The organism is Nocardia altamirensis NBRC 108246 (assembly GCF_001612685.1).
In the GTDB taxonomy this organism is placed as follows: domain Bacteria; phylum Actinomycetota; class Actinomycetes; order Mycobacteriales; family Mycobacteriaceae; genus Nocardia; species Nocardia altamirensis.
On sequence record NZ_BDAY01000082.1, the window covers coordinates 15,287 to 36,855 of the forward strand.

Here is a 21,569-nt window from a genome sequence, read left to right on the forward strand (position 1 = left end):
CCATGGGCGTGTACATCAAGTCCACCGGAATCAGCCGTGCCACCGACACGTTCAGCAGTGTCGAGAACAGCGGCCGCGCCGCGAAGCAGAGCCTGGAGCGGGCCGGGGTCCACCCCGACCAGATCGGCGTGTTCATCAACGCGGGCGTCTTCCGCGACTCCAACACCGTGGAACCCGCGGTCTCCGCGCTGATCCAGAAGGCGGCGGGCATCGGCCTGGAATACGCCAAGGACGATCCGCGCACCTTCTCGTTCGACCTGATGAACGGCGCGACCGGCGTGCTCAACGCGGTCCAGGTCGCCGCGTCCATCCTGACCACCGGCAGTGCCGGGCACGTGCTCGTCGTCGCGGGCGACGGTCACCCCTCGATGACGCGGTCGGCCGCCACCGACGACTTCCCTTACGCCACTTCGGGAGCTGCGCTGCTGCTGGCGCACACCGACGGGCCGGAGGGCTTCGGCAAGGTGCACACGGTGAACGGCGAAGGCACTCCTGCGGTCGAGGCGTATGTCGACACCGCGACCATGGGGAGCGTCGGGCGCGGCCTGATGACGGTCGAGCGCGAGCCCGACTTCGAAGACCGGTTGCTGAGCGTGGCGACCGAGGCCGCGCGGGCCGCTCTGCCCGCGCACAGCGACCTGACCGGGATCGCGCTCATCGCCTCGACGCCGAGCGCGCAGTTCCCCAAGCAGCTCGCCGACGCCATCGGCATCGACCAGGACGCAGTCCGCACACCGGATCTGGTGGACGGCGACCCGCACACCGCCTCGCTCCCGCAGGCCTACGACCGGGCCGTCGCCGCGGGCACCCTGGCCGGGTTCACCGATGTGCTGTTCGTCGCGGCAGGCGCGGGGCCGTCGGCGGCGGCGGTGCTGTACCGGCTGCCCGGGGCCGCTGGGTGACCTCGCCGACCTACTGGGCGGCCATCGACCGGTTCCGTGCGTTCGCGCGCACGGAACCGGATCGGGAAGCGGTCATCTTCCCCGACGGGAAGACCGGCGCGGACCTGCCGTCCTATCGACACATCAGCTATCGCGAGCTCGACGACTGGTCCGAGACGATCGCCGAGCGGCTCACCGCGGCCGGGGTCGGGTCGGGCACCCGCACCATCGTGCTGGTGCTGCCGAGTCCTGAGCTCTACGCGATCCTGTTCGGGCTCTTGAAGATCGGCGCCGTGCCCGTGGTCATCGACCCGGGCATGGGCCTGCGCAAGATGGTGCACTGCCTGCGCGCGGTCGAGGCGGAGGCGTTCATCGGCATTCCGCCCGCGCACGCGGTGCGGGTGTTGTTCCGGCGCAGCTTCCGCAAGGTGCGGACCACGGTGACCGTTGGCAAGCGCTGGTTCTGGCGCGGCGAGCGGCTCGCGGCGTGGGGCACCACGCCGACCGGCACCGCGCCCGAGCGGGTGCCCGCCGATCCCGGCGATGTGCTCGTCATCGGATTCACCACCGGCAGTACCGGTCCCGCCAAGGCTGTGGAACTGACGCACGGCAATCTCGCGTCGATGGTCGAGCAGGTGCACACCGCCCGCGGCCGGGTCGCGCCGGACACCTCGCTGATCACGTTGCCGCTGGTCGGGATTCTCGACCTGCTGCTCGGATCGCGCTGTGTGCTACCGCCATTGATCCCGAGCAAGGTCGGCTCGACCGATCCCGCGCACGTCGCGGACGCGATCGACCGGTTCGGGGTCAAGACGATGTTCGGCTCACCCGCGCTGCTGATCCCGCTGCTGCGGCACCTCGAACAGCAGCCGACCGAACTGAAGACGTTGCACAGCATCTACTCCGGTGGCGCACCGGTGCCGGACTGGTGCATCGCCGGGCTACGTGCGGTGCTCAGCGAGGACGTGCAGATCTACGCCGGGTACGGGTCCACCGAGGCACTGCCCATGTCGCTCATCGAATCTCGGGAACTGTTCGGCGGGCTGGTGGAGCGGACGCATCGCGGCGAGGGCACCTGCATCGGTAAGCCAGCGGATCAGATCGAGGCCGGCGTGGTCGCCATCACCGACGATCCGCTGCCGACCTGGGCGCGGGTCGAGGAGCTTGCCGGCGAGCTCGACTCCTCGCGCGGGATCGGCGAACTCGTCGTCGCGGGGCCGAATGTCAGCACGCATTATTACTGGCCGGAGGAGGCGAACCGGCAGGGCAAGATCGTCGACGGTGACCGGATCTGGCATCGCACCGGCGATCTCGCCTGGATCGACGACGCGGGCCGAATCTGGTTCTGCGGACGCAAGAGCCAGCGGGTGGTCACGACCGCAGGGCCGATGTTCACCGTGCAGGTCGAGCAGATCTTCAACGTCGTCGCCGGTGTGGCGCGGACGGCGCTGGTCGGCGTCGGTGCGCGGGGCGCGCAACGGCCGGTGCTCTGTGTCGAGCTGAAACCCGATGCGGTGGCGGCGACGGTCAAAGCCGCACTGCGGGCCCGCGGAACCGAGTTCGAGCTCACCCGTGCGATCGACGATTTCCTGGTGCATCCCGGGTTCCCCGTCGACATCCGGCACAACGCCAAGATCGGGCGCGAGCAGTTGGCGCAGTGGGCGGCACCGCGGATCGGCGCGGAGGCGAAGCGATGAGAACGACAGCACTGCGGGCGATTCCCGTACTCGGCTGGATATACCTGGCGGCCGGTGTGGTCGCGATCGCGACGAATCGAGTGCCGGGCAACCGGCTGCTGCGCGCCGCGTGGTGGATCGATGCGTTCCTCAGCATCGTGGTGCACGCGGCCCAGATCCGGCCCGCGCTGCGGGCCGCCGAAGGATCGGGCCGCTCCCCCGTCGAGACGGCGGTGCTCACCCAGATCTTCGGAATGACCTGGTGGCGAACGCAACCCGAACAGGAGAAGGTCCGATGAGCAAGGTATTGGTCACCGGTGCGTCCGGCTTCCTCGGCGGCGCGATCGTGCGCAGGCTGGTGCGCGACGGCGCCAACGATGTGTCGATCCTGGTGCGGCGCACCAGCAATCTCGCGGATCTCGGTACGGATGTCGACCGGGTCCAGGTCGTCTACGGCGATCTCACCGACCAGGCGTCGCTGGTGCAGGCCACCAACGGTGTCGACATCGTGATCCACAGCGCCGCACGGGTGGACGAGCGCGGCACACGGGAACAGTTCTGGAACGAGAACGTGCGCGCGACAGAGCAGCTCCTCGATGCCGCGCGGCGCGGCGGCGCGTCCCGGTTCGTGTTCATCTCCAGCCCGAGTGCACTGATGGACTACGACGGTGGCGACCAGCTCGATATCGACGAGTCGGTGCCTTATCCACGCCGCTACCTGAACCTGTACTCGGAGACCAAGGCCGAGGCCGAGCGCGCCGTATTGGCCGCGAACACCACCGGATTCACCACCTGCGCGCTGCGGCCGCGGGCGATCTGGGGCGCGGGCGACCGGTCGGGGCCGATCGTGCGGCTGCTCGGGCGCACCGGCACCGGGAAGCTGCCGGACATCTCGTTCGGGCGCACCGTGTACGCGTCGCTGTGCCACGTCGACAACGTCGTCGAGGCCTGTGTGCGGGCCGCGACCTCGGATGCGGTGGGCGGCAAGGCCTATTTCCTCGCCGATGCCGAAAAGACCAACGTCTGGGAGTTCCTCGCGTCGGTCGCGACGGATCTCGGCTATCAGCCGCCGACCAGGAAACCGAACCCGAAGGTGATCAACGCGGTGGTCGCCGTGCTCGAAACCGTCTGGCGGATACCGGCTGTCGCCACCCGCTGGTCGCCGCCGCTGTCGCGCTACGCCGTCGCGCTGATGACCCGCAGCGCCACCTACGACACCAGCGCCGCCACTCGCGATTTCGGTTACCAGCCGATCGTCGACCGGGACAGCGGGCTGGCTTCCTTCCTCGCCTGGCTCGGCACGCAGGGCGGGGCCGTCGAACTCACTCGAAACCTGCGCTGAGCACACTGCAGTACCGGAGGCAATCATGTACCCCGACACCGTCTTCCGCAGGAAGATCTCGCCAACGGAGCGCCTGTACTTCTTCACCAGGGAGGTGACTCCGCCCTTTCTGATGCACATGGCCGTGCACGGCACGGGCAGCATCGACCCGGTCGCGTTGCAGCGGGCGGTCGAGGTGGCGTCCGAGGCCAATCCCGGTGCGCGCCTGGTGCGCGACGGCGACTACTGGGTGGACAGCGGCGTCGCGGCCACCGTGCGGGTGGTGCCGGACTGGACGCTGGACTACGCAACGCTGGAAAACGATGCGGTGCTGAACAGTCCGATGGGACCGACACCCGATCGGACCACCGAGGTGCTGCTGCTGACCGGTGCCGAGACCACCCTCGTGTTCCGGGTCTTCCACGGCGTGATGGACGGAATGGGCATGCGGATGTGGGCCGACGACGTGCTCCGCGCACTGCGCGGTGTGCCGCCGATCGGCGCGCCCGACGCGATCGCCGACACCGAGCTGGTGGCGCAGGTCGGCTCCCCCGGCAGGCAGACCCTGGTGCTCCCGACCTATCCCGCCCCGACCGGAACCGGCCGCCAGGATCCGCAGGCCGTGCGGTGGTTGTTGCGGCACCGCACCATTCACGCGACCGGAAAGGGCCTCGTCGCCCGGGTCTCCGCAATCCTGGCCGCCGCCAACGGGCGCAACTCCCGCTTCATGGTCCCGGTCGACCTGCGCAGGCACGACCCCGCCCTGCGCTCGACCGGAAATCTCGCGCTACCACTGTTTCTCGATGTGGCGCCTGGCGACAGCTGGGACACCATCAGCGCACAGATGCGCGCCGGATTGCAGGCCCGCACCGAACTCAACCAGCTCGACAACGGCGGCCTGTCGAAGTTCCCGCCCGCCGCGGTGCGCGCGGTGCTGCGGGTGAGCAACTGGCTCGGCGCCAGACTCAACCGGAACATGGTCTCGGCCACCGTGTCCCACATGGGCAAGGTCGACCTGGACGAGCTGGCCATCCCCGGCTGGACGCCGACAACGATGCGGGTGCTGCCGCAGCACACCGGGTCGATGCCGCTGCTGTTCGGCATGGTCGAGGTGCGCGGGAAGATCGAGCTGACGGTGTCGTGTCGCAACGGCGCCGGGATCGAAGCGCGTCTGGAGGCCCTGCTCGACACGATCGCCAGCACGCTGGAAGCCGATCTCGCGACCCACGATTCACCTGCCCGATGACTGCCATGGCCCGACTGATCATCGCAAGGCCGCGCACGGTGCTCGCCGTCGTGGTCGGCGTGATGCTGCTGCTCGGCCTGATCGGCGCGCACACCGCCGACAAGGTCAGCGCCGCCGGATTCACCGACCCGCACAGCGAGTCGGCGCTGGTCGATCGGCTGGTGCGCGAGCACTTCGGCCCGCAGACGCCCGACGCGGTCGCGCTGTACACCGCGCCGGAAGGGCAGACACTCGACGATATCGGCCCGCGGGTGCAGCAGTCGCTGGCCACCATCGATCCGAGCCTGTTGCAGCGCCCGATCGAAACCTATTGGAACAGTGCGCCGCCGCGGAAACAGTTCATGAAGTCGGCCGACAACCGGCAGGCCATCGCCGCCGTTTTCCTGGCGGGCGACGACAACCGACGGGTCGCGGCTTACCCCGATATCCAAGGGGCACTGGAAGTTCCTGGCGTCCCGACCAAACTGTCCGGCTACAGCGCGCTGGCCACCCAGATCAACACCCAGTCGCAGCACGACCTCGTCCGGGCCGAATCCCTCTCGCTGCCGCTGACATTGCTGATCCTGGTGCTGGTGTTCGGCGGCCTGGTCGCCGCCGCGCTGCCGGTGGCGGTCGGGGTGCTCGCGGTGCTCGGTGCGATGGGCGTCATCCGGGTGCTCACCGAATTCACCGAGGTGAGTACGTTCGCGGTGAACATCGCCTCGCTGATCGGGCTCGGCATGGCGATCGACTACGGGCTCTTCCTGGTGACCAGATTCCGGGAGGAGCTCGCCGGTGGGCACGCCATCGAGGCCGCGATCGCGCGCACCTGCGCCACCGCAGGCCGCACCGTCGCGTTCTCGGCGCTGCTGCTGATCTGTGCGTTCGCAGGCACTTTCGTCTTTCCGCAGGCGGTGCTTCGCTCGTTGGGTTTCGGTGCGATCGCCGCGGTGGCGCTGGCCGCGTTCCTCTCGCTGACGGTGCTGCCCGCCTTGCTTGCCCTGTTCGGCACGCGAATCGGCAAGGCGGGCCGCAAGGATCGGACCGAGCGTTTCTGGGGGCGGGTGGTGGACGCCGTGCTGCGGCGGCCCGGCGTCGTCACCGTCGTGGTCGGCGCGGTGCTGCTGGTCCTCGCCGCACCGCTCACCGGTGCGACACTCGGCGATATCGACCATCGGGCGTTGCCCGCGGGCAACGAGATGCGCACCACCGTCGAGGAACTCACGGCGCGCTTCCCCGCGGCGAGCAGCGGTGTCACCGCCGTCCTGCACGGCATCGACGGCCCGCCGCAATCGGCCACCGTCGACGCGGCGAGCACCGCGCTGAGCCACGTCGATGGCGTGAAACAGGTGCTACCCGTCGGCCGCGCCGACGATTTCGTGGTGTTCCACGCCTTCCTGGATGCCACCGATCGCAGCGAACGCGCGACGGCCACCGTCAAAGACATTCGGGCGCTGACTCCCCCGGACGGCACTGAGCTTCGCATCGGCGGCGACACCGCGGCGACTGCGGACAGCGTCGATTCGATCGTGCGGGCCATGCCGTGGATGATCCTCGCGATGGTGACCGCCACCGTGCTGCTGCTGTGGGCGGCGTTCCGGTCGATCGTGTTGCCGCTCAAGGCCGTTGTCATGGCGTTCCTCAGCCTTGCCGCCACGTTCGGCGTGCTCACCTGGATCTTCGACGACGGTCACCTGGCCGGTGTGCTCGGCGTCAGCCCCGGTCCGCTGGCCGCGGGCATGCTCGTACTGATCATTGCGGTCGTATTCGGGTTGTCCACCGACTACGAGGTTTTCCTGCTGTCGCGGATGGTCGAGGCGCACAGCGCGGGCGCCGATACCGCAAGCGCGGTGCGCACCGGCACGCTCAAAACCGCGCGGGTGATCACCGCTGCCGCGACGCTGCTCATCATCGTCACCGGCGCCTTCACGCTTTCCCCGTTGACCCCCATGCGTTTTCTGGGTCTCGGCATGATCATCGCGCTGCTCATCGACGCGACGCTGGTCCGCATGCTGCTGGTCCCTGCGCTGGTCAAGTTGATGGGCCCGGCCAACTGGTGGACGCCGGGTCGCCGACGTCGCCTCGTCCCGGCCACGGTGGAGCAGGTGACAGAGCCGGCCCCGATTCCCTGAATCTCCGCATCCGGCAACGCTGCTCGGCCGGTTCGGCACACCTGCCGCCCGAAACGCCCGATTCTTCCCGACCGAATCGACCGAGTTGTCCGCGAATGTCCACTTTGTGAACCAATCTTCGTACAGTTCGTCGCCACGCCGCCGCGAAGATTGCAATACATCCGATCTATCCCCAGGCTTAGCTCCCATGTCTGCCCCCTGCCCCTCGTGCTCCTGGCCATCGCCGATGCTCGTCTCGACGCATGGTTCGGTGCGGTATCTGCGCTGCGTATGCGGCAGATGGTTGGTGGCGCACGGTGGCGGGGTCACCCTCGTGACCGGTCGACGGGCCTGCACCACCGCGGTGGTGCAGGCCGAGCATCTGGAGTTGATCCCGCGCCCTGAGAGCTGATCGGCGCATACGCCAGGCGCTTTCGTCGATCAGAGGCCGTGGCGACGATCGTTGCCCACCAATTCGCTGACCAGCGACTCGCTCTCGGCCGAGAACGGGTCGCGCCACACGGCCACCGCCTGGCGGGTGTCCTCGGCGACCAGATCGGCGTTGATCTGTGCCGCCGCGAAGGCTCCCGCCGCTGCCGCGCCGCCGACCTGCGCGGAAAGATCGGTGACGTTGCCTGCCGCCCAGATGCCTGGTGCTTCGGTGCGGCCGGTCGCGTCGACGGGAATGTGCTCGCCGAGACCCGACGGATGCGCAACGGGCCGAAGTCCCAGTGCGGCAAGGAAGTCGGTGCGTGCGCGCATCCACGACATGACCGTCACTGCCTCGCGGGCAACTACGGTACCGTCGGACAGCCGCACGCCGGTGAGGCGATCATCGACCACCTCGAGGGACGCCACCTCGCCGTCGACCACCCGAATGCCGCGGGCGGCAAGCTGTTCCGCGTCGGCAACGGTCAGCGAGGGCATGACGTGCGTGAAGAGCGTGACATCGGAGCTCCACTGCCGGAACAGCAATGCTTGATGTACCGACATCGGTCCGACGCCGAGCACACCGATCGCTTGGTCCCTGACCTCCCAGCCGTGGCAGTACGGGCAGTGCACGACGTCACGACCCCAGCGCTCCCGCAGCCCGGGGATGTCCGGTAGCTCATCGACGAGGCCGGTGGTCACCAGCAGCCGACGCGCACGGACCACGCGTCCGTCCGTCGTCCGCACCTCGAAACCGTCGGCCACCCGCGTCGCCCCCTCGACCTGGCCGTGCACCACGTCGCCACCGTACTCACGCAGTTGTGCGCGGCCGCGTGCCAGCAGCTCGCTCGGCGGGATTCCGTCCAGAGCGAACAGCCCGTGGACTCCCGAAGCCGGGGCGTTGCGCGGCTCGCCCGCATCGAGCACCACCACCGAGCGGCGCGCGCGGGCCAGCATCAGCGCCCCGCCCAACCCGGCCGCGCCGCCACCGATAACCACCACGTCGTAGCCGTCTTTCCGCTGTTCAGTCACCATGACCACCTCCACGACCACCATGCGCGCGCATCGGATCGGGTGGCAATATTTGTTGCCGAATCGGCAAGTTGTCGAGATGAGGTACCCGACCAGGGCGAGCGCACCCTGCCCAAGAAGCCGAATGACCGTTCGGTTGTGCGGAAAATCAGTCGAGCTCATACCTGCTGGTCGATAGACTCAGTGTCGTGGAGTGACGACCCGATGGCTAGTGCACCCGCCGAATGACGCTGCCCCCGAAGGGGTTTCAGCGGTGATGCGGGCCGCAGTTTCTTACCCACCTTCTGCAGGGACTACACGATGACCGACACAACCTTCCTTTCGCATGTCGCCGACCAGCTCACGGTGCTACCCGGTGTGCGCGCCGTCACGCTCGGCGGATCACGGGCGCAAGGCACCCATACGCCGGACAGCGACTGGGATCTCGCCGTCTACTACCGCGGCGATTTCGACCCCGGGCATCTCAGGGAGATCGGCTGGCCCGGCGAGGTGTCCGACCTCGGCGGCTGGGGCGGCGGGGTGTTCAACGGCGGCGCCTGGCTCACCATCGAGGGCCGGAAGGTCGACGTGCACTACCGCGATCTCGACGTGGTCGAGCACGAGCTCGCCGAGGCCAGGGCAGGCCGATTCCATTGGGAGCCACTGATGTTCCATCTCGCAGGCATCCCGAGTTATCTGGTCGTCGCCGAACTCGCCGTCAACCAGGTGTTGCGCGGGCGACTGCCACAACCCGAATATCCCGAGGCGTTACGGCTTGCGGCACCGCCGATCTGGCGGAATCGGGCCTCGCTGACCCTCCGATACGCGACGGCCGCCTACGCCCGCCGTGGCCAAGCCACCGAGGTCGCAGGCGCACTCGCGGTCGCGGCCATGCAGACCGCGCACGCGATCCTCGCGGAACGTGGCGAATGGACCACCAACGAGAAGCGCTTGCTGGAGCGCGCCGGGCTGCGCGACATCGACATGATTCTCGCCGACCTCCATCCGAACCCCCCAGCCCTGACCCGAGCGATAGCCGAAACCGAAGCGCTACTGAACCGCTGACCTCCCGACCGAAGTCGTCACTGCTCGGGGGCGAGGATTTTTCCCGTGTCGGCTACTCGGACCAGGATTGCCTCGATGGGGCAGGAATCGGCGGCGTCGATGACTACGTCGTCAGGGTCGATGGTTTCGGCTCGTGGGCTGGAGCGGCCGTCGACGAGGGTGAAGTGGTCGGGGGCCATGCCGACGCAGACACCTGAGCCGAGGCAGGTGTCCCGGTCGACTTCGATACTCCACTGTTCAGGCATGCGAGTTCCATTTCACTGGAAGGGCTTTCGGGCCGCGTACCAGCAGGCCCGTCTTCCACGGTACGTCCTCGGCCGGTACCGCCAAACGCAATTCCGGGAAGCGTCGCAGCAGTGTGCCGAGCGCTACCTGCAGCTCGAGCCTGGCCAGTTGGGCGCCGAGGCAGTGGTGGATGCCGTGGCCGAAGGCCATGTGCGGGTTGTGTTCTCTGGTGAGATCCAGTTCCTCGGGACGGTCGAACACCGCCTCGTCGCGGTTGGCAGCCTGGGTGTTGACGACCACCGATTCGCCGGCGCGCACGGTGATGCCGCCGCTCAATGCGACATCCTCGGTGGCGACGCGGGCGAATCCGCCGCCCGAGCCGAGTTGCACGAAACGCAGCAGTTCCTCGACGGCGCCGGGCACCAGGTCCGGCTGATCGCGCAGCAGCGCCCAGTTATCCGGTTGGGCGAGCAGCACATACGTGAAATTGGCGATCTGGTTCGCGGTGGTTTCGTGGCCTGCGATCAGCAGGCCGATGCCCAAGTTGACCAGTTCGTCCTCGCTGAGCCGGTCCTCGTTGTCGCGAGCGGCGACCAGCGCGCCGAGCAGGTCGTCCGCCGGTTCGGCCCTGCGCTGCGCCACCACCTCGGCGAGGTAGGCCTCGAGAGCGGTACGCGCGTCGGCGATCTCGGCACGGGTGTGCGCGGTGGTGGTCAGCACGGTGTCGGAGAAATCCCGGAACCGGTGCTGGTCTTGCGTTGGGACGCCGAGTAATTCGCAGATCACGGTGACCGGAAGTGGCAGCGCGAGGCCCTGTACCAGATCCGCCACTGGGCCTGCGGATTCGATCTCGGCGAGCTGTTCATCCACGATTTCCTGTGCGCGCGGGCGCAATTGCTCGACCCGGCGGGTGGTGAATGCCTTCGCGACCAGCTTGCGGAGTCGGCTGTGCTCGGGCGCGTCCATGCTGAGGAGCGAGTTGCGGCGGGAGGGTTCCGGTGACGTGCGGGGAATGTCCTCGCGGTCAACCGTGGCCGCGCGGCTGAACCTCGGGTCGGCGAGCACCAGCTTGGCATCCTGGTAGCGGGTGACCAGCCAGGCTTCGCCGCCGTAGGGCAGTCGAACGCGGGAAACCGGCTCCTCCTGGCGCAGTTGCGCGTAGAGCGGGTGCATGTCCAGACGGACTGGTGCACCGAAAGGGTATTGGCGCACCTCGGTATTCACGGTCATGCGGTCTCCCTTCCCCGACGCAGACAGGGGCATTGATTCGATGTAAGCACGTGCTTACATCATCGATGTTAGGGAGCTCACAATGGCCCGTCAACGCTCGGATTGCATTACGGCGGTGGGAAATTCACGTCCGTACCGGCCAGCAAAACCTGCGCGGCGCGTAGCACATGACCGGCAACCACCGCCGGATCGGCGCTGGCCAAGGGTTCTCGGCGGTGCACCGAGCGCATCAGCCCGATGCCGAGCAGCCAGGCGAGCAACAGGTCCGCACACAACTCGCTATCCGGCCCCTCCGTCAGCGACGACAGCGCGCGCACATACTCGTCGCCCAACTCGCGCCGAATCGCCGACGCTCCCTCGTCGTGCCCGCTCGACCGCAACGCCGCCTGCAACCAATACCCCTGCGCCACCGACCCTTCCGGTGCCAGCGCCCGCGCAAGCAGCCGTCCGAACAGCCCGTCGACCGGCCCTTCCTCCAGCACCCGCCGCCCCTGATCCGCAATGGCAGCCCGGAACAACTCGTCCTTGCTCCCGAAATACCGGAACAGCAGCGCCTGATTCACCCCCGCCCGCCCCGCGATCTCCCGCACCGTAGCCCGCTCGAACCCCTTCTCCGCGAACAACTCCTGCGCCGCCCCCAACAACGCCGCCCGCGTCCCCGCCGAATCCCGCCTCCGACTCCCCGTTCCCTGCACACTCTCCATAAATCCTCCGGTCGCCGATCCCCCGGACCAGCAGCGTAAGCCAGGACAAACCGGACACGCGATCACTGACCCAACTACGTGGGGGTCGAGGATCTGCTGCCGCCACTGCTCGAGAAGCCCGCGTCGCCGCTCGAGGTGCAGTGGCGGCAGCAGAGTCTCGGGCACTGCGCCTGATCGAACTTCGAGAATCGGTCGAATCGATCGCGCCTGGTCCCGCTGTCAGCTGTTTGCCCTCGGTGTCAGGGCACCGAGGGTCAGCTCAGGCGCCGAGGGCGGCGGCCAGGTGGGGCCAGGAGTCGTAGAGGTCGGTTTCGAATTGGCCCCAGGTGTGGGCGCCTTCGGGGCGGTTGACGTGGATGGGGGGCAGGCCTAGGGCGGTGAGGCGGCCTGCGAAGGCCGCGGTGCAGGCGCTGGCGATCGCTTCGACCGGCGGGAAACCCAGACCGCCCTGGTCGATGGCGCCGTAGGTGCCGGTGGCCGCGGAGAGGTAGACGGTCTTTCCGGCGAGGGCGCCGGCATTGGCGAAGGCGTCGTGGGCGCGCCAGACGGCATCGCCTGCCGCGCCCCACATGTTGGCGGTGTTGCCGCCGCCGCGACTCACCTGGGCGCTGACCATCGCGACACCGAACGGGTCTGAGCTCCACGGGCAGCCGCTGTAGGCGGCGACCGCGCTGTAGATGCTGCCCGCCTGGATCGCGAGATCGATCGCGGAGGCTGCGCTCATCGAGACTCCGGCGATGGCGCTGCGTCCGGTGGTGCCGAGTTGCGCGTCGAGCACGGGCCGCAGTTCGTGGGTGAGGTAGGTCTGCCACTTCGCGCGGCCGACGCGCGGGTCGTCGGCGAGCCAGTCGGTGTACATGCTGTACGCGCCACCGACCGGCATCACCACGTTGACGTGCTTGTCGGCGAAGAACTCGCGGACATTGGTGTTGTCCCACCACGAGATGCCGTCTTCGCCGCCGCCGATGCCGGTGAGCAGGTACAGGGTGGGCGCGGGGCCGCCCGCGGCGCGAATCACCCTGTTGCTCACCACCTTGTCCATCGATGGCGAGTACACGTCGATCCGCGACACCGACCCGCCGAGCGAGGCTTCCTCGACCACGTGCGCGCCGCCCGGCGCCGCGCCGGCAGGCCCGACGAACAGGACGGACGCCGCGACAGCGACCACCAAGGTACTGACCAAAACACCCAAACTCTTTGCAGCCGCCACTATTCCGTTATACCGCCGCAGCACCGCCAGCAAACGCGAAGCGAAGCCCCAAATCCCATGGGCACCACCGCTGCCCCCGAAACCAGGGGCACCGCCGCCCCTCCCGAAGACGAACCGAAACCTCTGACGGTCGACAAATCATGCGATTTTTCCCGCAGGTCAGACAATTTTCCGAGAAGCCAAGCACGACAGCGTCATCGGACCAGCAAGTGCCCATTTCGGCAGGTCCAGGTGTTTTCACCACCACGGTCGACCGCAAATCTCCACAGAAATTTCGACCCGAATCGGCGAAAAATCGACACGCCGCCCCAAAAATTTCGCCTCGAAATCCCACACCACCGCGCCGCTGCCAACCGAAAAAACGCTGAGCCCGGCACGCCGAAGCCCCCTTGCACCGCGTTCCCGCAGGACGGCGCGCCGAAGGCTGTTCATCAGCTGTGCACCAACCCAGTGCCCTCGGCCCTATCCGAAATCGATTCGGAAAGGTAGGCTAGCGCGGCGCCAGCGCTGTCGGCGGTAAGTTAGCCGAGCAGCGCGCGGAGAATGCTTCGGTAGTCGACCGCGCGTCCGCGGTAACCAAGTGGGCCTTGCGCATGGAATGCTGTCCACCGAGTCCTTTATCTACATCAAATTCCGTGGACTGAAATCATCACCGAGTAAGAGGAGAAAATATGACACAGGGCGTCGTCAAGTGGTTCAACGCGGAGAAGGGGTTCGGCTTCATCGCGCAGGACGGCGGCGGACCCGACGTCTTCGTCCACTACTCGGCTCTCGGCGGGTCCGGGTTCAAGTCCCTCGATGAGGGTCAGCGTGTGGAGTTCGAGGTCGGCCAGGGCCAGAAGGGTCCGCAGGCCACGGACGTCCGCGCCATCTGATCAAGCCGGATCGGTACGCGCCGCTTTCCAGGCCGCGTACCGATCAGGCAGGCACACCGCGCACGGCCGGTAGCCCGCGCTGACAGCGGTGGGTTCGTCGACGAAGAAGACCCGGTGCGCACGATAGGCGCCGCGCGAGAGAGCACGCAGCGCGGACGGACAGTCGAGGCGGCCGTAGATTTTGCCGCGCCGATGGCCGCCGTACCGACCGGGAGTCTCGCTCAGGTACGGGCGGCCAGCGGCGTCGAGCAATGTGTACACGTGATTATTGAGCGTCGTGTAGCACAAGCCCGAGGGTGTGCCGGATGCCGCCGCGGATCCGGCTGACACCGTGCCGGACCGGGGCACGTGACCAACCGCGGCTCGACGGTGTCGGGCGATCGCGGGTGGTGAAGATCAAGCCGTGGCCCTGCTGCAGCACGGTGACCGTGGCTTTGGACTGTGCGCGCGGGCGTTGTTCGACGAGCAGGAACTCACCGCCCGTGTGGTCGATGCCCGGCCGATCCAAGCCGATCACCACCTGGAGCGGAAACACCAGATCTCCGTAGAGGTCGCGGTGCAGGGCGTTCCAATCCCCCGTGGTGTAGCGCAATAGGATCGGCGTCGGCTTCGACTGCCCGGCGGCATGGCATGCGTCGAGCCAGTCCGCGAAGTCATCGGGCCACGGTGCCGGGTCACCGAGCCGTTCGGCCCAGGAACGGGCCACCGGCAACAGCTTTCGATAGAACGCGCCACGCAGTGCCATGATCAGCTCAGGCACCGGCTCGGCGAAGTATCGATAGGTGCCTTGACCGAACCGATAGCGCGCCATGTCGATGGTGGAGCGGAATCGCGCTGTGTCGTCCCACATTTCGGCGAACTCGGCGCATTCGTCGGGTGTCAGGAGCGGGCCGGTTTGCGCGCAACCGTACGCGTCGATCTCCTCCATCAGATCGGGCCAGCGCTCCGCATCCACTCGATCCGTCACTGCGGCAAGGGTATTCATGCCGCCTCCAGCGTCAGCAGCGTGGTTTTCGCTTCGATGCCGCCCACGTACTGCCCGATCGATCCGTCACTGCGCACCACTCGGTGGCACGGAATCACCACGGGCAGTGGGTTGTGCGCGCACGCCGACCCGACCGCGCGCACGGCACGCGGATTGCCGACCGCGGCGGCCACCGCGGCATAGCTGGCACGGCGCCCGTACCCGATATCGGAAAGCTGCTCGATGACCTGACGACGGAATCCGCCGGTCAGCTGCAGATCGAGCGGCAGGTCGAAACGTGTTCGGGCACCGGCGAAGTACTCGTCGATCTCCCTGGCCACGGCATCGAGGCGGGCGGGCGCGGCAAGCACCCGCGGGCTGACCCGCTCGGCGAGCGTGGTCAACACGGTGTCGTGGTTCTCGTTGGGGTACGCGACCCGCACCAATCCGGCCGGGGTCGCCGCGAGCAGCAGCGTGCCGACGGGGGTATCCAGTGTGCGGTAAGCGATGTCGAGCAGGCCGGCAGCCTGCGCGTCGGCAGCCAACCGGCGGTGCAGTGCGGCGAGTTGCTCGGCGCTGTCGGCGGCCAGGCCCTCGAACAGCCCGTTCGCATCGCCACGATCGATGGTAGCCATCATGTCTCATCCTTCGGGTAGAGCTTGCGCAGCGTCTTGAGGCCGTCGGCGGCGGCACGACGCGCGGCGTCGGTGGAATTGCCGAGTAGTTCGGCGATTTCGGCGTGCGGCAGGCCCGCCAGGTAGTGGTAGGCGACGGCCTGACGTTGCTTGGGCGGCAACGCTTGCAGCGCCGCCCACAGGTCGGGGTCGTAGTCGGCCGGATCCCGGCCGGTGGCCGGGCGGTCGGGCAGTGTCTCGGCCGGGACGGGGGCGCGGGTGAGCGCGCGGCCGACGTCGATCGCGCGGCGGTGCGCGATGGTGACCAACCATGCCTCGATGTTCGCGTCGGGGTCGAGGTCGGGATAGGCGCGCAGCGCGGACAGGAACGTCTCCGACCACGCGTCGGCCGCATCCGTCGGACCGAGCACGGCCCGGCAGACACGCAATACCATCGGGCCGTATTCGGCCACCACTTCCTCGAACGGAGGCAATCTCACACTGGGTAGACGCGCGGGCCGCCGGAAACGTGAGATGCGCTGGTCATCGGCCGTCCGCGACGGGCCGGGACAACCCGCTGGCGCGCAGCACGCGACGCGCGATACCGGCCCTGATGGATTCGTCGGTGCCGATGATGCGGACGTGGCGGCGAGCGCGGGTGATCGCCGTGTAGAGCAGTTCCCTGGTGAGCAGCGTCGATTCCGGTTCGGGCAGCACCACCGAGACGGTGTCGTACTGACTGCCCTGACTGCGGTGGATCGTCATCGCGAATACCGTGACAACGGCAGGGAATTGGGTGGGGTGCACGAGATACGGCTCGCTGCCACGTTGCAGCGCCGCGCGCAGCGAACCGTCGGGCATGCGCACCACAACGCCGGTGTCGCCGTTGTAGATGCGGGCCTCGTGATCGTTGGCGGTGACGAGCAGCGGTTGACCGGGATACCAAGGTGCGGAATGCGATTCGGCACCGGCGCCTGCCGCGGCCGCCCATTCGCCAGCCATCCGGTCCCAGCGTTCGACGCCGAACGGTCCCTGGCGGTGCGCGCACAGCAGGCGGTGCGATTCGAGTGCGGTGAGCGCGCCGGTCGCGTCACCGTCGAGGGCAGCGGCGGTCACCTCGCGGGCGGCGCGCACGACATCCGCACGCACCGCGGCCATCTCGTCGGGTGCGCTCAGCGACAGTTCGTCGCCGCCCGCACGCAGCAGTTCGAGTGCGGTGTCGGCATCGCCCGCGCGGACCGCGACCGCGAGATCGGCGATCCGGCCGCCGAAGCGACGACCCCTGGTCAATCGAACGATGCCGCCGCGCAGGCGGGTTCGTTCCAGTGTGGTCAGTGCCGCCGGATGTTGTTCCTGGGTGGCGGATTCCGGCGAGTCCGCGCCGAGGATCTCGTCGAGCATCGGATTCGGTATGCCGGCAACGGGTCCCGCGACGAGGTCGGCGAGCACCGCGCCCGCATCGACCGAGGCGAGCTGATCCGGGTCGCCGACGAGGACGAGCCTGGTGTCCGGGCGCAGCGCGGCGAACAGCCTGCTCATCATGGTCAGCGACACCATGGACGTCTCGTCGACGACGATCACGTCGTAGGGCAGTCGGTTGAACTCGTGGTACTTGAACCGGGTGGTGCGGCCGCGTTGCCAGCCCAGCAGGCGATGCAGCGTGGCGGCGGTGAGATCGGGCAAGCCGAGTGCGTCGGCTTGTTCGCGGACCGCCTCCTGCAGGCGGGCCGCCGCCTTGCCGGTCGGCGCGGCCAATGCGATACGCAGTGCGGGCAGTTTGGGATTCGCTTTGCGGTGCGCGTCGAGCAGTCCGATGATGCGCGCGATGGTGTGCGTCTTGCCGGTGCCTGGCCCGCCTGCGACGACCGTGGTCCAGTGCGTCGCGGCGAGTGCGGCCGCGAGACGCTGCCGGTCCGGTGTGCCGGGGGTCGGCGCGTCGAACAGCCGATCCAGTTCGCGGCGAATGATATTCGGGTCGACCACCGGGTGCTGCCCGGATCGCTCGGTCAATACCCGGCGGACCGTCTGCTCCTGCTGGTAGTACCGGTCCAGGTAGAGCAGCGGACCCGAGTCGTCACGATGCTGCGACTCGACCAACCGCAGCGGGCACAACGGCCCCGCCTGCCCGCCGGTCACCAGCGGACTCACCCGCAGTGCGGCCACCACCGCCTCGATATCGGGCCACGGCAGCGTCGCCGGATCGATCCGCTCACCCGTATCCCAGGTTTCGTCCGCATCGATGCCGATCTCCCGCATCCGGTGCAGCTCGAGGCAGACCGATCCGGACCGCACCGCGCGCACCGCGAGCGCCGCCGCGAACAGCACCTCCTCGGTCTCTTCGCGGCCGAGCCTGCCCAACCGCACCGCGACATGCACGTCCGCGGCGGACAGCACACCGGCCTCGTTGAACGTCCGCAACAACCCGGTCCCCCGCTGCGCCAATTGAATCGACGTCACCGCGCTACCTCACCGGCAAGCAGCGCCGAGAGGGCGATGATCAGCGCTGCGGGCGGGTTCCACTCGAAAACGCCGTGTCCTGCCGGGGTCTCGGGGCCGACCATGCCGCGGACGAACAGGTAGCGGGCGCCGCCGAGGTGGCGGGCCGGGTCATAGGTCGGCATGCGCCAGCGCAGGTAGCGGTGCAGGGCAACCGAATACAGCAGGGCCTGCAGGGGATAGTGCGAGCGCAGCATCTCGGCGGCCATGCGGCCGCGGGTGTAGTGCTCGACGGTGAGGTCGCCGGTGCCGAGGCGGTTGGTCTTGTAGTCGACGATCACGAAGCGCGGGTCGGCGCCGTCGGTGACGCGCAGCACGGCGTCGATGCTGCCGGTCAGGTAGCCGCGCAGCGGGATGTCGTCGAGGGTGTCCAGGTGCTCGGCGTAGACGAAAAGGTCGTCGCCGGCGGGCAAGTGGGCGCGGAGCAGGTTCGCGATCTGCCGCAGGGTCGCCGAATCCGCGCTTGGCGTATCGCCGCCGGCGAGTGGCAGCTCGAACTCCAACTCGTTCAGTCGATCTCGGTTCGCGATGTCGGCGAGCGAACCGTGGCCGAGCGGGGTGCGCAGCACGGCGAGCAGGGCGGTGCCGAGCACCGAGGGGTCGATGTCGACGAGCAGCTCGTCGATCGCCGCCTGGCAGCGTCGGTGCACTTCGGCGGCGAGATCCGGTGCGTCCGTGTCGATCAGCTCGAGCACGCCGTGCACGAGGGTGCCGAACTCCGCACCGTAGGGCAGGGCGTTCATCAGCGACGGCGCGCCCGCGAACACCTCCTCGACCTCCGCGATGGCAGGCGTGCCCGGTTCGTCCGCGGGACCGCGGGCGTCGTCGGGTTCGATGTCCAACTCGGGCGTGACCGGTCCGTGGGCCGACGCGGTCAACGCCGAGTACGAGGTGCGCCGCCACTGGTGGTCGAGCGTGCGCGCGAAGTGTGCGGCGGCGAGCTCGCCGGTGACCGGTTCGACACGGACCCGCTGGATCGCGACCTCGTCGGTGCCCGCGACCGCCGTCACCGAGATCGCCCCGGCCGCCGCGCCGCCCGCCCAGGCCGAAAGCAGTCCCGGCGCAACGGCATCCGCGGGCACCGCCGCCCGCGCAGGCACGATGTCGCCACCGTCGGGGCGACCGAGGACCATCCGATGCAACGGTGCCGCGGCAGTCGTGATGGCGGGCGCCCACCATGCGACGACCTGACACATGGCGCGGGTCAACGCGACGTACAGCAGGCGCAGTTCCTCACCCGCCTCCTCGGTTTCACTGCGCAGCTTGCGTTCCGCGTATCCGGACGCGTCCTGGCCACCGACATCGAGCACGCGAGCCCCGGTGTCGTCGTGGAAGAGCAGCGTCGCCGGGTACGGGTTCTTCGCGTTGTCCCAGGCGAACGGCAGGTAGACGATCGGGAATTCGAGCCCCTTGCTGGCATGGACGGTGGCGATCTGCACGGCTGCCGCGTCGCGGTCGAGCCTGCGGCTGCGGTCGGCGACGGAGCCGGACGCAGGATCGCGCACCCGGTCGCCGAGCCACCGGGTCAACGCGGTCAATCCGAGCGATTCGGTGAGCGCCACCTGATCCAGCAGCTGCGCGATGTGCCGCAGATCGGTCAGCTGCCGCTCACCGTTCTCGATGGCGAGCAGCCGGTGCGCCAGATCGGCTTCGGCGGAAATCTTCTCGAAGACGGCGGCGAATCCGGCACGGGCGAACAGCCGAGCGGCCTCCCGCAGTTGCGCACTGATCCGGCCGACCAGATCCGCACCGCCACTGTCGATCTCGGCGGCGGTGATGCCGAGCAACGGGGTGCACGCGGCCAAGCGCACCCGGTCGGCCCGGTGCGGCTGCTCCAGCGCCCGCAGCAGCCAGAGCCAGTCGGTGGCGCTGCTTGTCGCGAATACGCTGGTGCCGCCTGCGAGTACCGAGGCGACACCGACCCGGTCCAACGCCGCACGCACCACGTCGACCTGCGACCTGGTCCGCACCAGGACCGCGATGTCGCCGGGACTGATCGGCCTACGCGACGCATCGTCGAACGAGATGCCATCGGCCACTGGAGAATCCGGCCCCGGGCTGGACGATCCCGGTTCGGTGGCGCGTGGCACTGCCTGCGAACCGACCGTGCTGCCCGACTCGAGCAGCGCGACGATGTCCGCGGCGAGATCGGCGGCAACCTTCGCCCGCATGCGACCGACGGCGGGGAAACCGGACTTGTTCAACGGCCCGGCGCCGGTGCGCGGCAGGCAGCGCATCCGCAGTGGGGTGACCAGCTCCTCGGGTCCGGACAGGCGTGACCACGCCCTGGTCGCCGCGACCGGATAGACGGTGATCTCCTTGTGCCCCAACGCCGCACCACCTTGCAGGTGATCCAGCGCGGCGAGCAGACCGGCGTCGCTGCGCCAGTTGGTGGTGAGTTCCTTGCGAGTCTCGGCCTGCGCGACCGCGTCCAGGTAGCTGAGCACCTCGGCGCCGCGGAAGGCGTAGATCGCCTGCTTCGGATCGCCGACCAGCACCATCGTGGTGTGGCCGTGGAACGCGCGGCGCAGGATGTCCCACTGCAGCGGGTCGGTGTCCTGGAATTCGTCGACCAGCGCGACCCGATACCGCTCCCGAATCCGGCGGCAGGCGCGCGGGCCGTGCTCAGGGTCGGCGAGCACGTCGTGCAACAGCACCAGCAGATCGTCGAAGTCGCGCAGTCCGGCCAGCCGCTTGCGGCGCTCGGTCTCCGCACGCACCGCGGTCGCGAACGCCGCCCGCTCGCCCGCCGCGGAATCGCCGGTCGGCGTCAGCACCGCATGCCGGTCGTGCACCGCGGCCAGTGCAAGGGTGTGCGCCTCCTTCACCGAAAAAGGCGGTTCCACACGGGCATAGCGATTCAAGTAGAGATCATCGGCGACGGTGCCGACCAGGTCGTCGGCGGTCTCGACCAGCCGCGACCCCGGATCGTGCTCGCCGGCGAGCCCGAGTTCGTCGAGCATGCGCTGGCAGAAGCTGTGGGTGGTGGCGATGGTGCCCGCGTCGAAATCCGAAAGGGCCGCGAGCAATCGAGCCCTTCGCTGCCGCACCTCATCCGAATCCGCTTGCGCCAGATAGCGAATCAACTCATCGGCGTGCGCGCGAGCCAGCTCCGGGTCCGCGAGTCCCGCCGCGACCGCGACGAATCGGTCCCTGGTCCGTTCCCGCAATTCCTGGGTGGCGGCCCGGCTGAACGTCACCAGCAGCAGCTCCGACACGTCGATCCCGGCCTCGGCCACGTACCGCACCGCAAGCCCGACGATCGCGTGCGTCTTACCGGTCCCCGCGCTGGCCTCCAACACCGTGGTGCCTGTCGGCAGCGGACCGTACGGCTCGAACCGGTCGGCGGCCGCGAGCTCCGCGAACGAGGTGTCCTGCACAGTCACCCGCACACCTCCCATTCGCCATGCCGAAACCGCCATTCTTCCCGCCGAGCAGGTGCAGTGGTGGCACCGACACGCGTGACGCCGCCGACGATCACGCCTTCGCGCAGCTCGGCCGGGCCCGACTGCGCACGGTGTCTCGGCTCACC

19 protein-coding genes are annotated in these 21,569 nt (G+C 68.6%); 8 read left to right on the top strand and 11 right to left on the bottom strand.

What is annotated here, in order from left to right:
• Positions 1-2: 2 nt before the first annotated feature.
• Genes NA11_RS34610 through NA11_RS34635 form a run of 6 tightly spaced genes read left to right on the top strand, consistent with a single transcriptional unit; the run spans position 3 to position 7,235 of the window.
• Positions 3-902, top strand: coding sequence for a beta-ketoacyl-[acyl-carrier-protein] synthase family protein (locus tag NA11_RS34610; protein ID WP_069166283.1), 900 nt, complete (start codon positions 3-5; stop codon positions 900-902).
• Positions 899-2,578 (top strand): fatty acid CoA ligase family protein, encoded by a 1,680-nt coding sequence (locus NA11_RS34615; RefSeq protein WP_069166284.1) that lies wholly within the window; start codon positions 899-901, stop codon positions 2,576-2,578. Before NA11_RS34610 ends, NA11_RS34615 begins: the two co-directional genes overlap by 4 nt.
• Entirely contained in the window at positions 2,575-2,856 is a 282-nt protein-coding gene (locus tag NA11_RS34620) for a hypothetical protein (protein ID WP_069166311.1), read from the top strand. The genes NA11_RS34615 and NA11_RS34620 overlap by 4 nt, the downstream gene beginning before the upstream one ends.
• Positions 2,853-3,899, top strand: coding sequence for an NAD-dependent epimerase/dehydratase family protein (locus NA11_RS34625; RefSeq protein WP_141718014.1), 1,047 nt, complete (start codon positions 2,853-2,855; stop codon positions 3,897-3,899). Before NA11_RS34620 ends, NA11_RS34625 begins: the two co-directional genes overlap by 4 nt.
• A 25-nt stretch (positions 3,900-3,924) precedes the next feature.
• On the top strand, positions 3,925-5,124 hold the full coding sequence (locus tag NA11_RS34630; protein ID WP_069166286.1) for a peptide synthetase: 1,200 nt from the start codon (positions 3,925-3,927) through the stop codon (positions 5,122-5,124).
• Positions 5,121-7,235, top strand: coding sequence for an MMPL family transporter (locus NA11_RS34635; protein ID WP_069166287.1), 2,115 nt, complete (start codon positions 5,121-5,123; stop codon positions 7,233-7,235). The genes NA11_RS34630 and NA11_RS34635 overlap by 4 nt, the downstream gene beginning before the upstream one ends.
• 420 nt (positions 7,236-7,655) lie before the next feature.
• Here the strand turns inward: NA11_RS34635 and NA11_RS34645 are convergent, their stop codons facing one another.
• Complete coding sequence (locus NA11_RS34645; protein WP_245746399.1) at positions 7,656-8,678, bottom strand: NAD(P)/FAD-dependent oxidoreductase; 1,023 nt, start codon at positions 8,676-8,678, stop codon at positions 7,656-7,658.
• A 297-nt stretch (positions 8,679-8,975) separates the two neighbouring features.
• Here NA11_RS34645 and NA11_RS34650 point away from each other — a divergent pair, with 297 nt between their 5' ends.
• Entirely contained in the window at positions 8,976-9,719 is a 744-nt protein-coding gene (locus NA11_RS34650; protein WP_069166289.1) for a nucleotidyltransferase domain-containing protein, read from the top strand.
• Positions 9,720-9,736: 17 nt separating this feature from the next.
• Here the strand turns inward: NA11_RS34650 and NA11_RS34655 are convergent, their stop codons facing one another.
• The 4 genes from NA11_RS34655 to NA11_RS34670 all read right to left on the bottom strand — a co-directional run bounded on the left by NA11_RS34655 (position 9,737) and on the right by NA11_RS34670 (position 13,061).
• A complete protein-coding gene (locus NA11_RS34655; protein ID WP_069166290.1) occupies positions 9,737-9,964 on the bottom strand; it encodes a ferredoxin in 228 nt (75 codons plus the stop codon).
• The gene (locus NA11_RS34660) at positions 9,957-11,174 is read right to left on the bottom strand and encodes a cytochrome P450 (RefSeq protein WP_069166291.1); all 1,218 of its coding nucleotides are present in this window, start codon (positions 11,172-11,174) and stop codon (positions 9,957-9,959) included. The genes NA11_RS34655 and NA11_RS34660 overlap by 8 nt, the downstream gene beginning before the upstream one ends.
• A gap of 107 nt (positions 11,175-11,281) precedes the next feature.
• On the bottom strand, positions 11,282-11,878 hold the full coding sequence (locus NA11_RS34665) for a TetR/AcrR family transcriptional regulator (RefSeq protein ID WP_069166292.1): 597 nt from the start codon (positions 11,876-11,878) through the stop codon (positions 11,282-11,284).
• 259 nt (positions 11,879-12,137) lie between these two features.
• Positions 12,138-13,061 carry an alpha/beta hydrolase gene (locus NA11_RS34670; protein ID WP_245746400.1) on the bottom strand — a complete coding sequence of 308 codons (924 nt, stop codon included), beginning with the start codon at positions 13,059-13,061 and terminating at the stop codon, positions 12,138-12,140.
• 698 nt (positions 13,062-13,759) lie between these two features.
• Between NA11_RS34670 and NA11_RS34675 the strand changes: the two genes are divergently transcribed.
• On the top strand, positions 13,760-13,963 hold the full coding sequence (locus NA11_RS34675; RefSeq protein ID WP_069166293.1) for a cold-shock protein: 204 nt from the start codon (positions 13,760-13,762) through the stop codon (positions 13,961-13,963).
• Here NA11_RS34675 and NA11_RS34680 read toward each other — a convergent pair whose 3' ends face one another.
• From NA11_RS34680 to NA11_RS34705, 6 genes are read right to left on the bottom strand one after another with little or no spacing between them, the layout of a single operon-like run.
• Positions 13,964-14,224 (bottom strand): Ada metal-binding domain-containing protein, encoded by a 261-nt coding sequence (locus tag NA11_RS34680; RefSeq protein WP_084655306.1) that lies wholly within the window; start codon positions 14,222-14,224, stop codon positions 13,964-13,966. It lies immediately after the preceding gene.
• A gap of 4 nt (positions 14,225-14,228) precedes the next feature.
• Positions 14,229-14,948, bottom strand: a complete 720-nt coding sequence (locus NA11_RS34685; RefSeq protein ID WP_069166295.1) for a 2OG-Fe(II) oxygenase — start codon at positions 14,946-14,948, stop codon at positions 14,229-14,231.
• A complete protein-coding gene (locus NA11_RS34690; protein ID WP_069166296.1) occupies positions 14,945-15,562 on the bottom strand; it encodes a methylated-DNA--[protein]-cysteine S-methyltransferase in 618 nt (205 codons plus the stop codon). Before NA11_RS34690 ends, NA11_RS34685 begins: the two co-directional genes overlap by 4 nt.
• A complete protein-coding gene (locus tag NA11_RS34695; RefSeq protein WP_069166314.1) occupies positions 15,562-16,035 on the bottom strand; it encodes an RNA polymerase sigma factor in 474 nt (157 codons plus the stop codon). The genes NA11_RS34690 and NA11_RS34695 overlap by 1 nt, the downstream gene beginning before the upstream one ends.
• A 49-nt stretch (positions 16,036-16,084) precedes the next feature.
• Complete coding sequence (gene recD, locus NA11_RS34700; RefSeq protein WP_069166297.1) at positions 16,085-17,998, bottom strand: exodeoxyribonuclease V subunit alpha; 1,914 nt, start codon at positions 17,996-17,998, stop codon at positions 16,085-16,087.
• A complete protein-coding gene (locus tag NA11_RS34705; RefSeq protein ID WP_069166315.1) occupies positions 17,995-21,423 on the bottom strand; it encodes a UvrD-helicase domain-containing protein in 3,429 nt (1,142 codons plus the stop codon). Before NA11_RS34705 ends, recD begins: the two co-directional genes overlap by 4 nt.
• Between the last annotated feature and the right edge of the window lie 146 nt (positions 21,424-21,569).

What these genes read in the sequence shown, in the direction of transcription:
- NA11_RS34610 (WP_069166283.1), top strand. Translation starts at nt 3, where the DNA reads ATGGGCGTGTACATCAAGTCCACCGGAATCAGCCGTGCCACCGACACG.
- NA11_RS34625 (WP_141718014.1), top strand. Translation starts at nt 2,853, where the DNA reads ATGAGCAAGGTATTGGTCACCGGTGCGTCCGGCTTCCTCGGCGGCGCG.
- NA11_RS34635 (WP_069166287.1), top strand. Translation starts at nt 5,121, where the DNA reads ATGACTGCCATGGCCCGACTGATCATCGCAAGGCCGCGCACGGTGCTC.
- NA11_RS34660 (WP_069166291.1), bottom strand. Translation starts at nt 11,174, where the DNA reads ATGACCGTGAATACCGAGGTGCGCCAATACCCTTTCGGTGCACCAGTC.
- NA11_RS34650 (WP_069166289.1), top strand. Translation starts at nt 8,976, where the DNA reads ATGACCGACACAACCTTCCTTTCGCATGTCGCCGACCAGCTCACGGTG.
- NA11_RS34645 (WP_245746399.1), bottom strand. Translation starts at nt 8,678, where the DNA reads ATGGTGACTGAACAGCGGAAAGACGGCTACGACGTGGTGGTTATCGGT.
- NA11_RS34665 (WP_069166292.1), bottom strand. Translation starts at nt 11,878, where the DNA reads ATGGAGAGTGTGCAGGGAACGGGGAGTCGGAGGCGGGATTCGGCGGGG.
- NA11_RS34630 (WP_069166286.1), top strand. Translation starts at nt 3,925, where the DNA reads ATGTACCCCGACACCGTCTTCCGCAGGAAGATCTCGCCAACGGAGCGC.
- NA11_RS34675 (WP_069166293.1), top strand. Translation starts at nt 13,760, where the DNA reads ATGACACAGGGCGTCGTCAAGTGGTTCAACGCGGAGAAGGGGTTCGGC.
- NA11_RS34685 (WP_069166295.1), bottom strand. Translation starts at nt 14,948, where the DNA reads ATGAATACCCTTGCCGCAGTGACGGATCGAGTGGATGCGGAGCGCTGG.
- NA11_RS34655 (WP_069166290.1), bottom strand. Translation starts at nt 9,964, where the DNA reads ATGCCTGAACAGTGGAGTATCGAAGTCGACCGGGACACCTGCCTCGGC.
- NA11_RS34620 (WP_069166311.1), top strand. Translation starts at nt 2,575, where the DNA reads ATGAGAACGACAGCACTGCGGGCGATTCCCGTACTCGGCTGGATATAC.
- NA11_RS34690 (WP_069166296.1), bottom strand. Translation starts at nt 15,562, where the DNA reads ATGGCTACCATCGATCGTGGCGATGCGAACGGGCTGTTCGAGGGCCTG.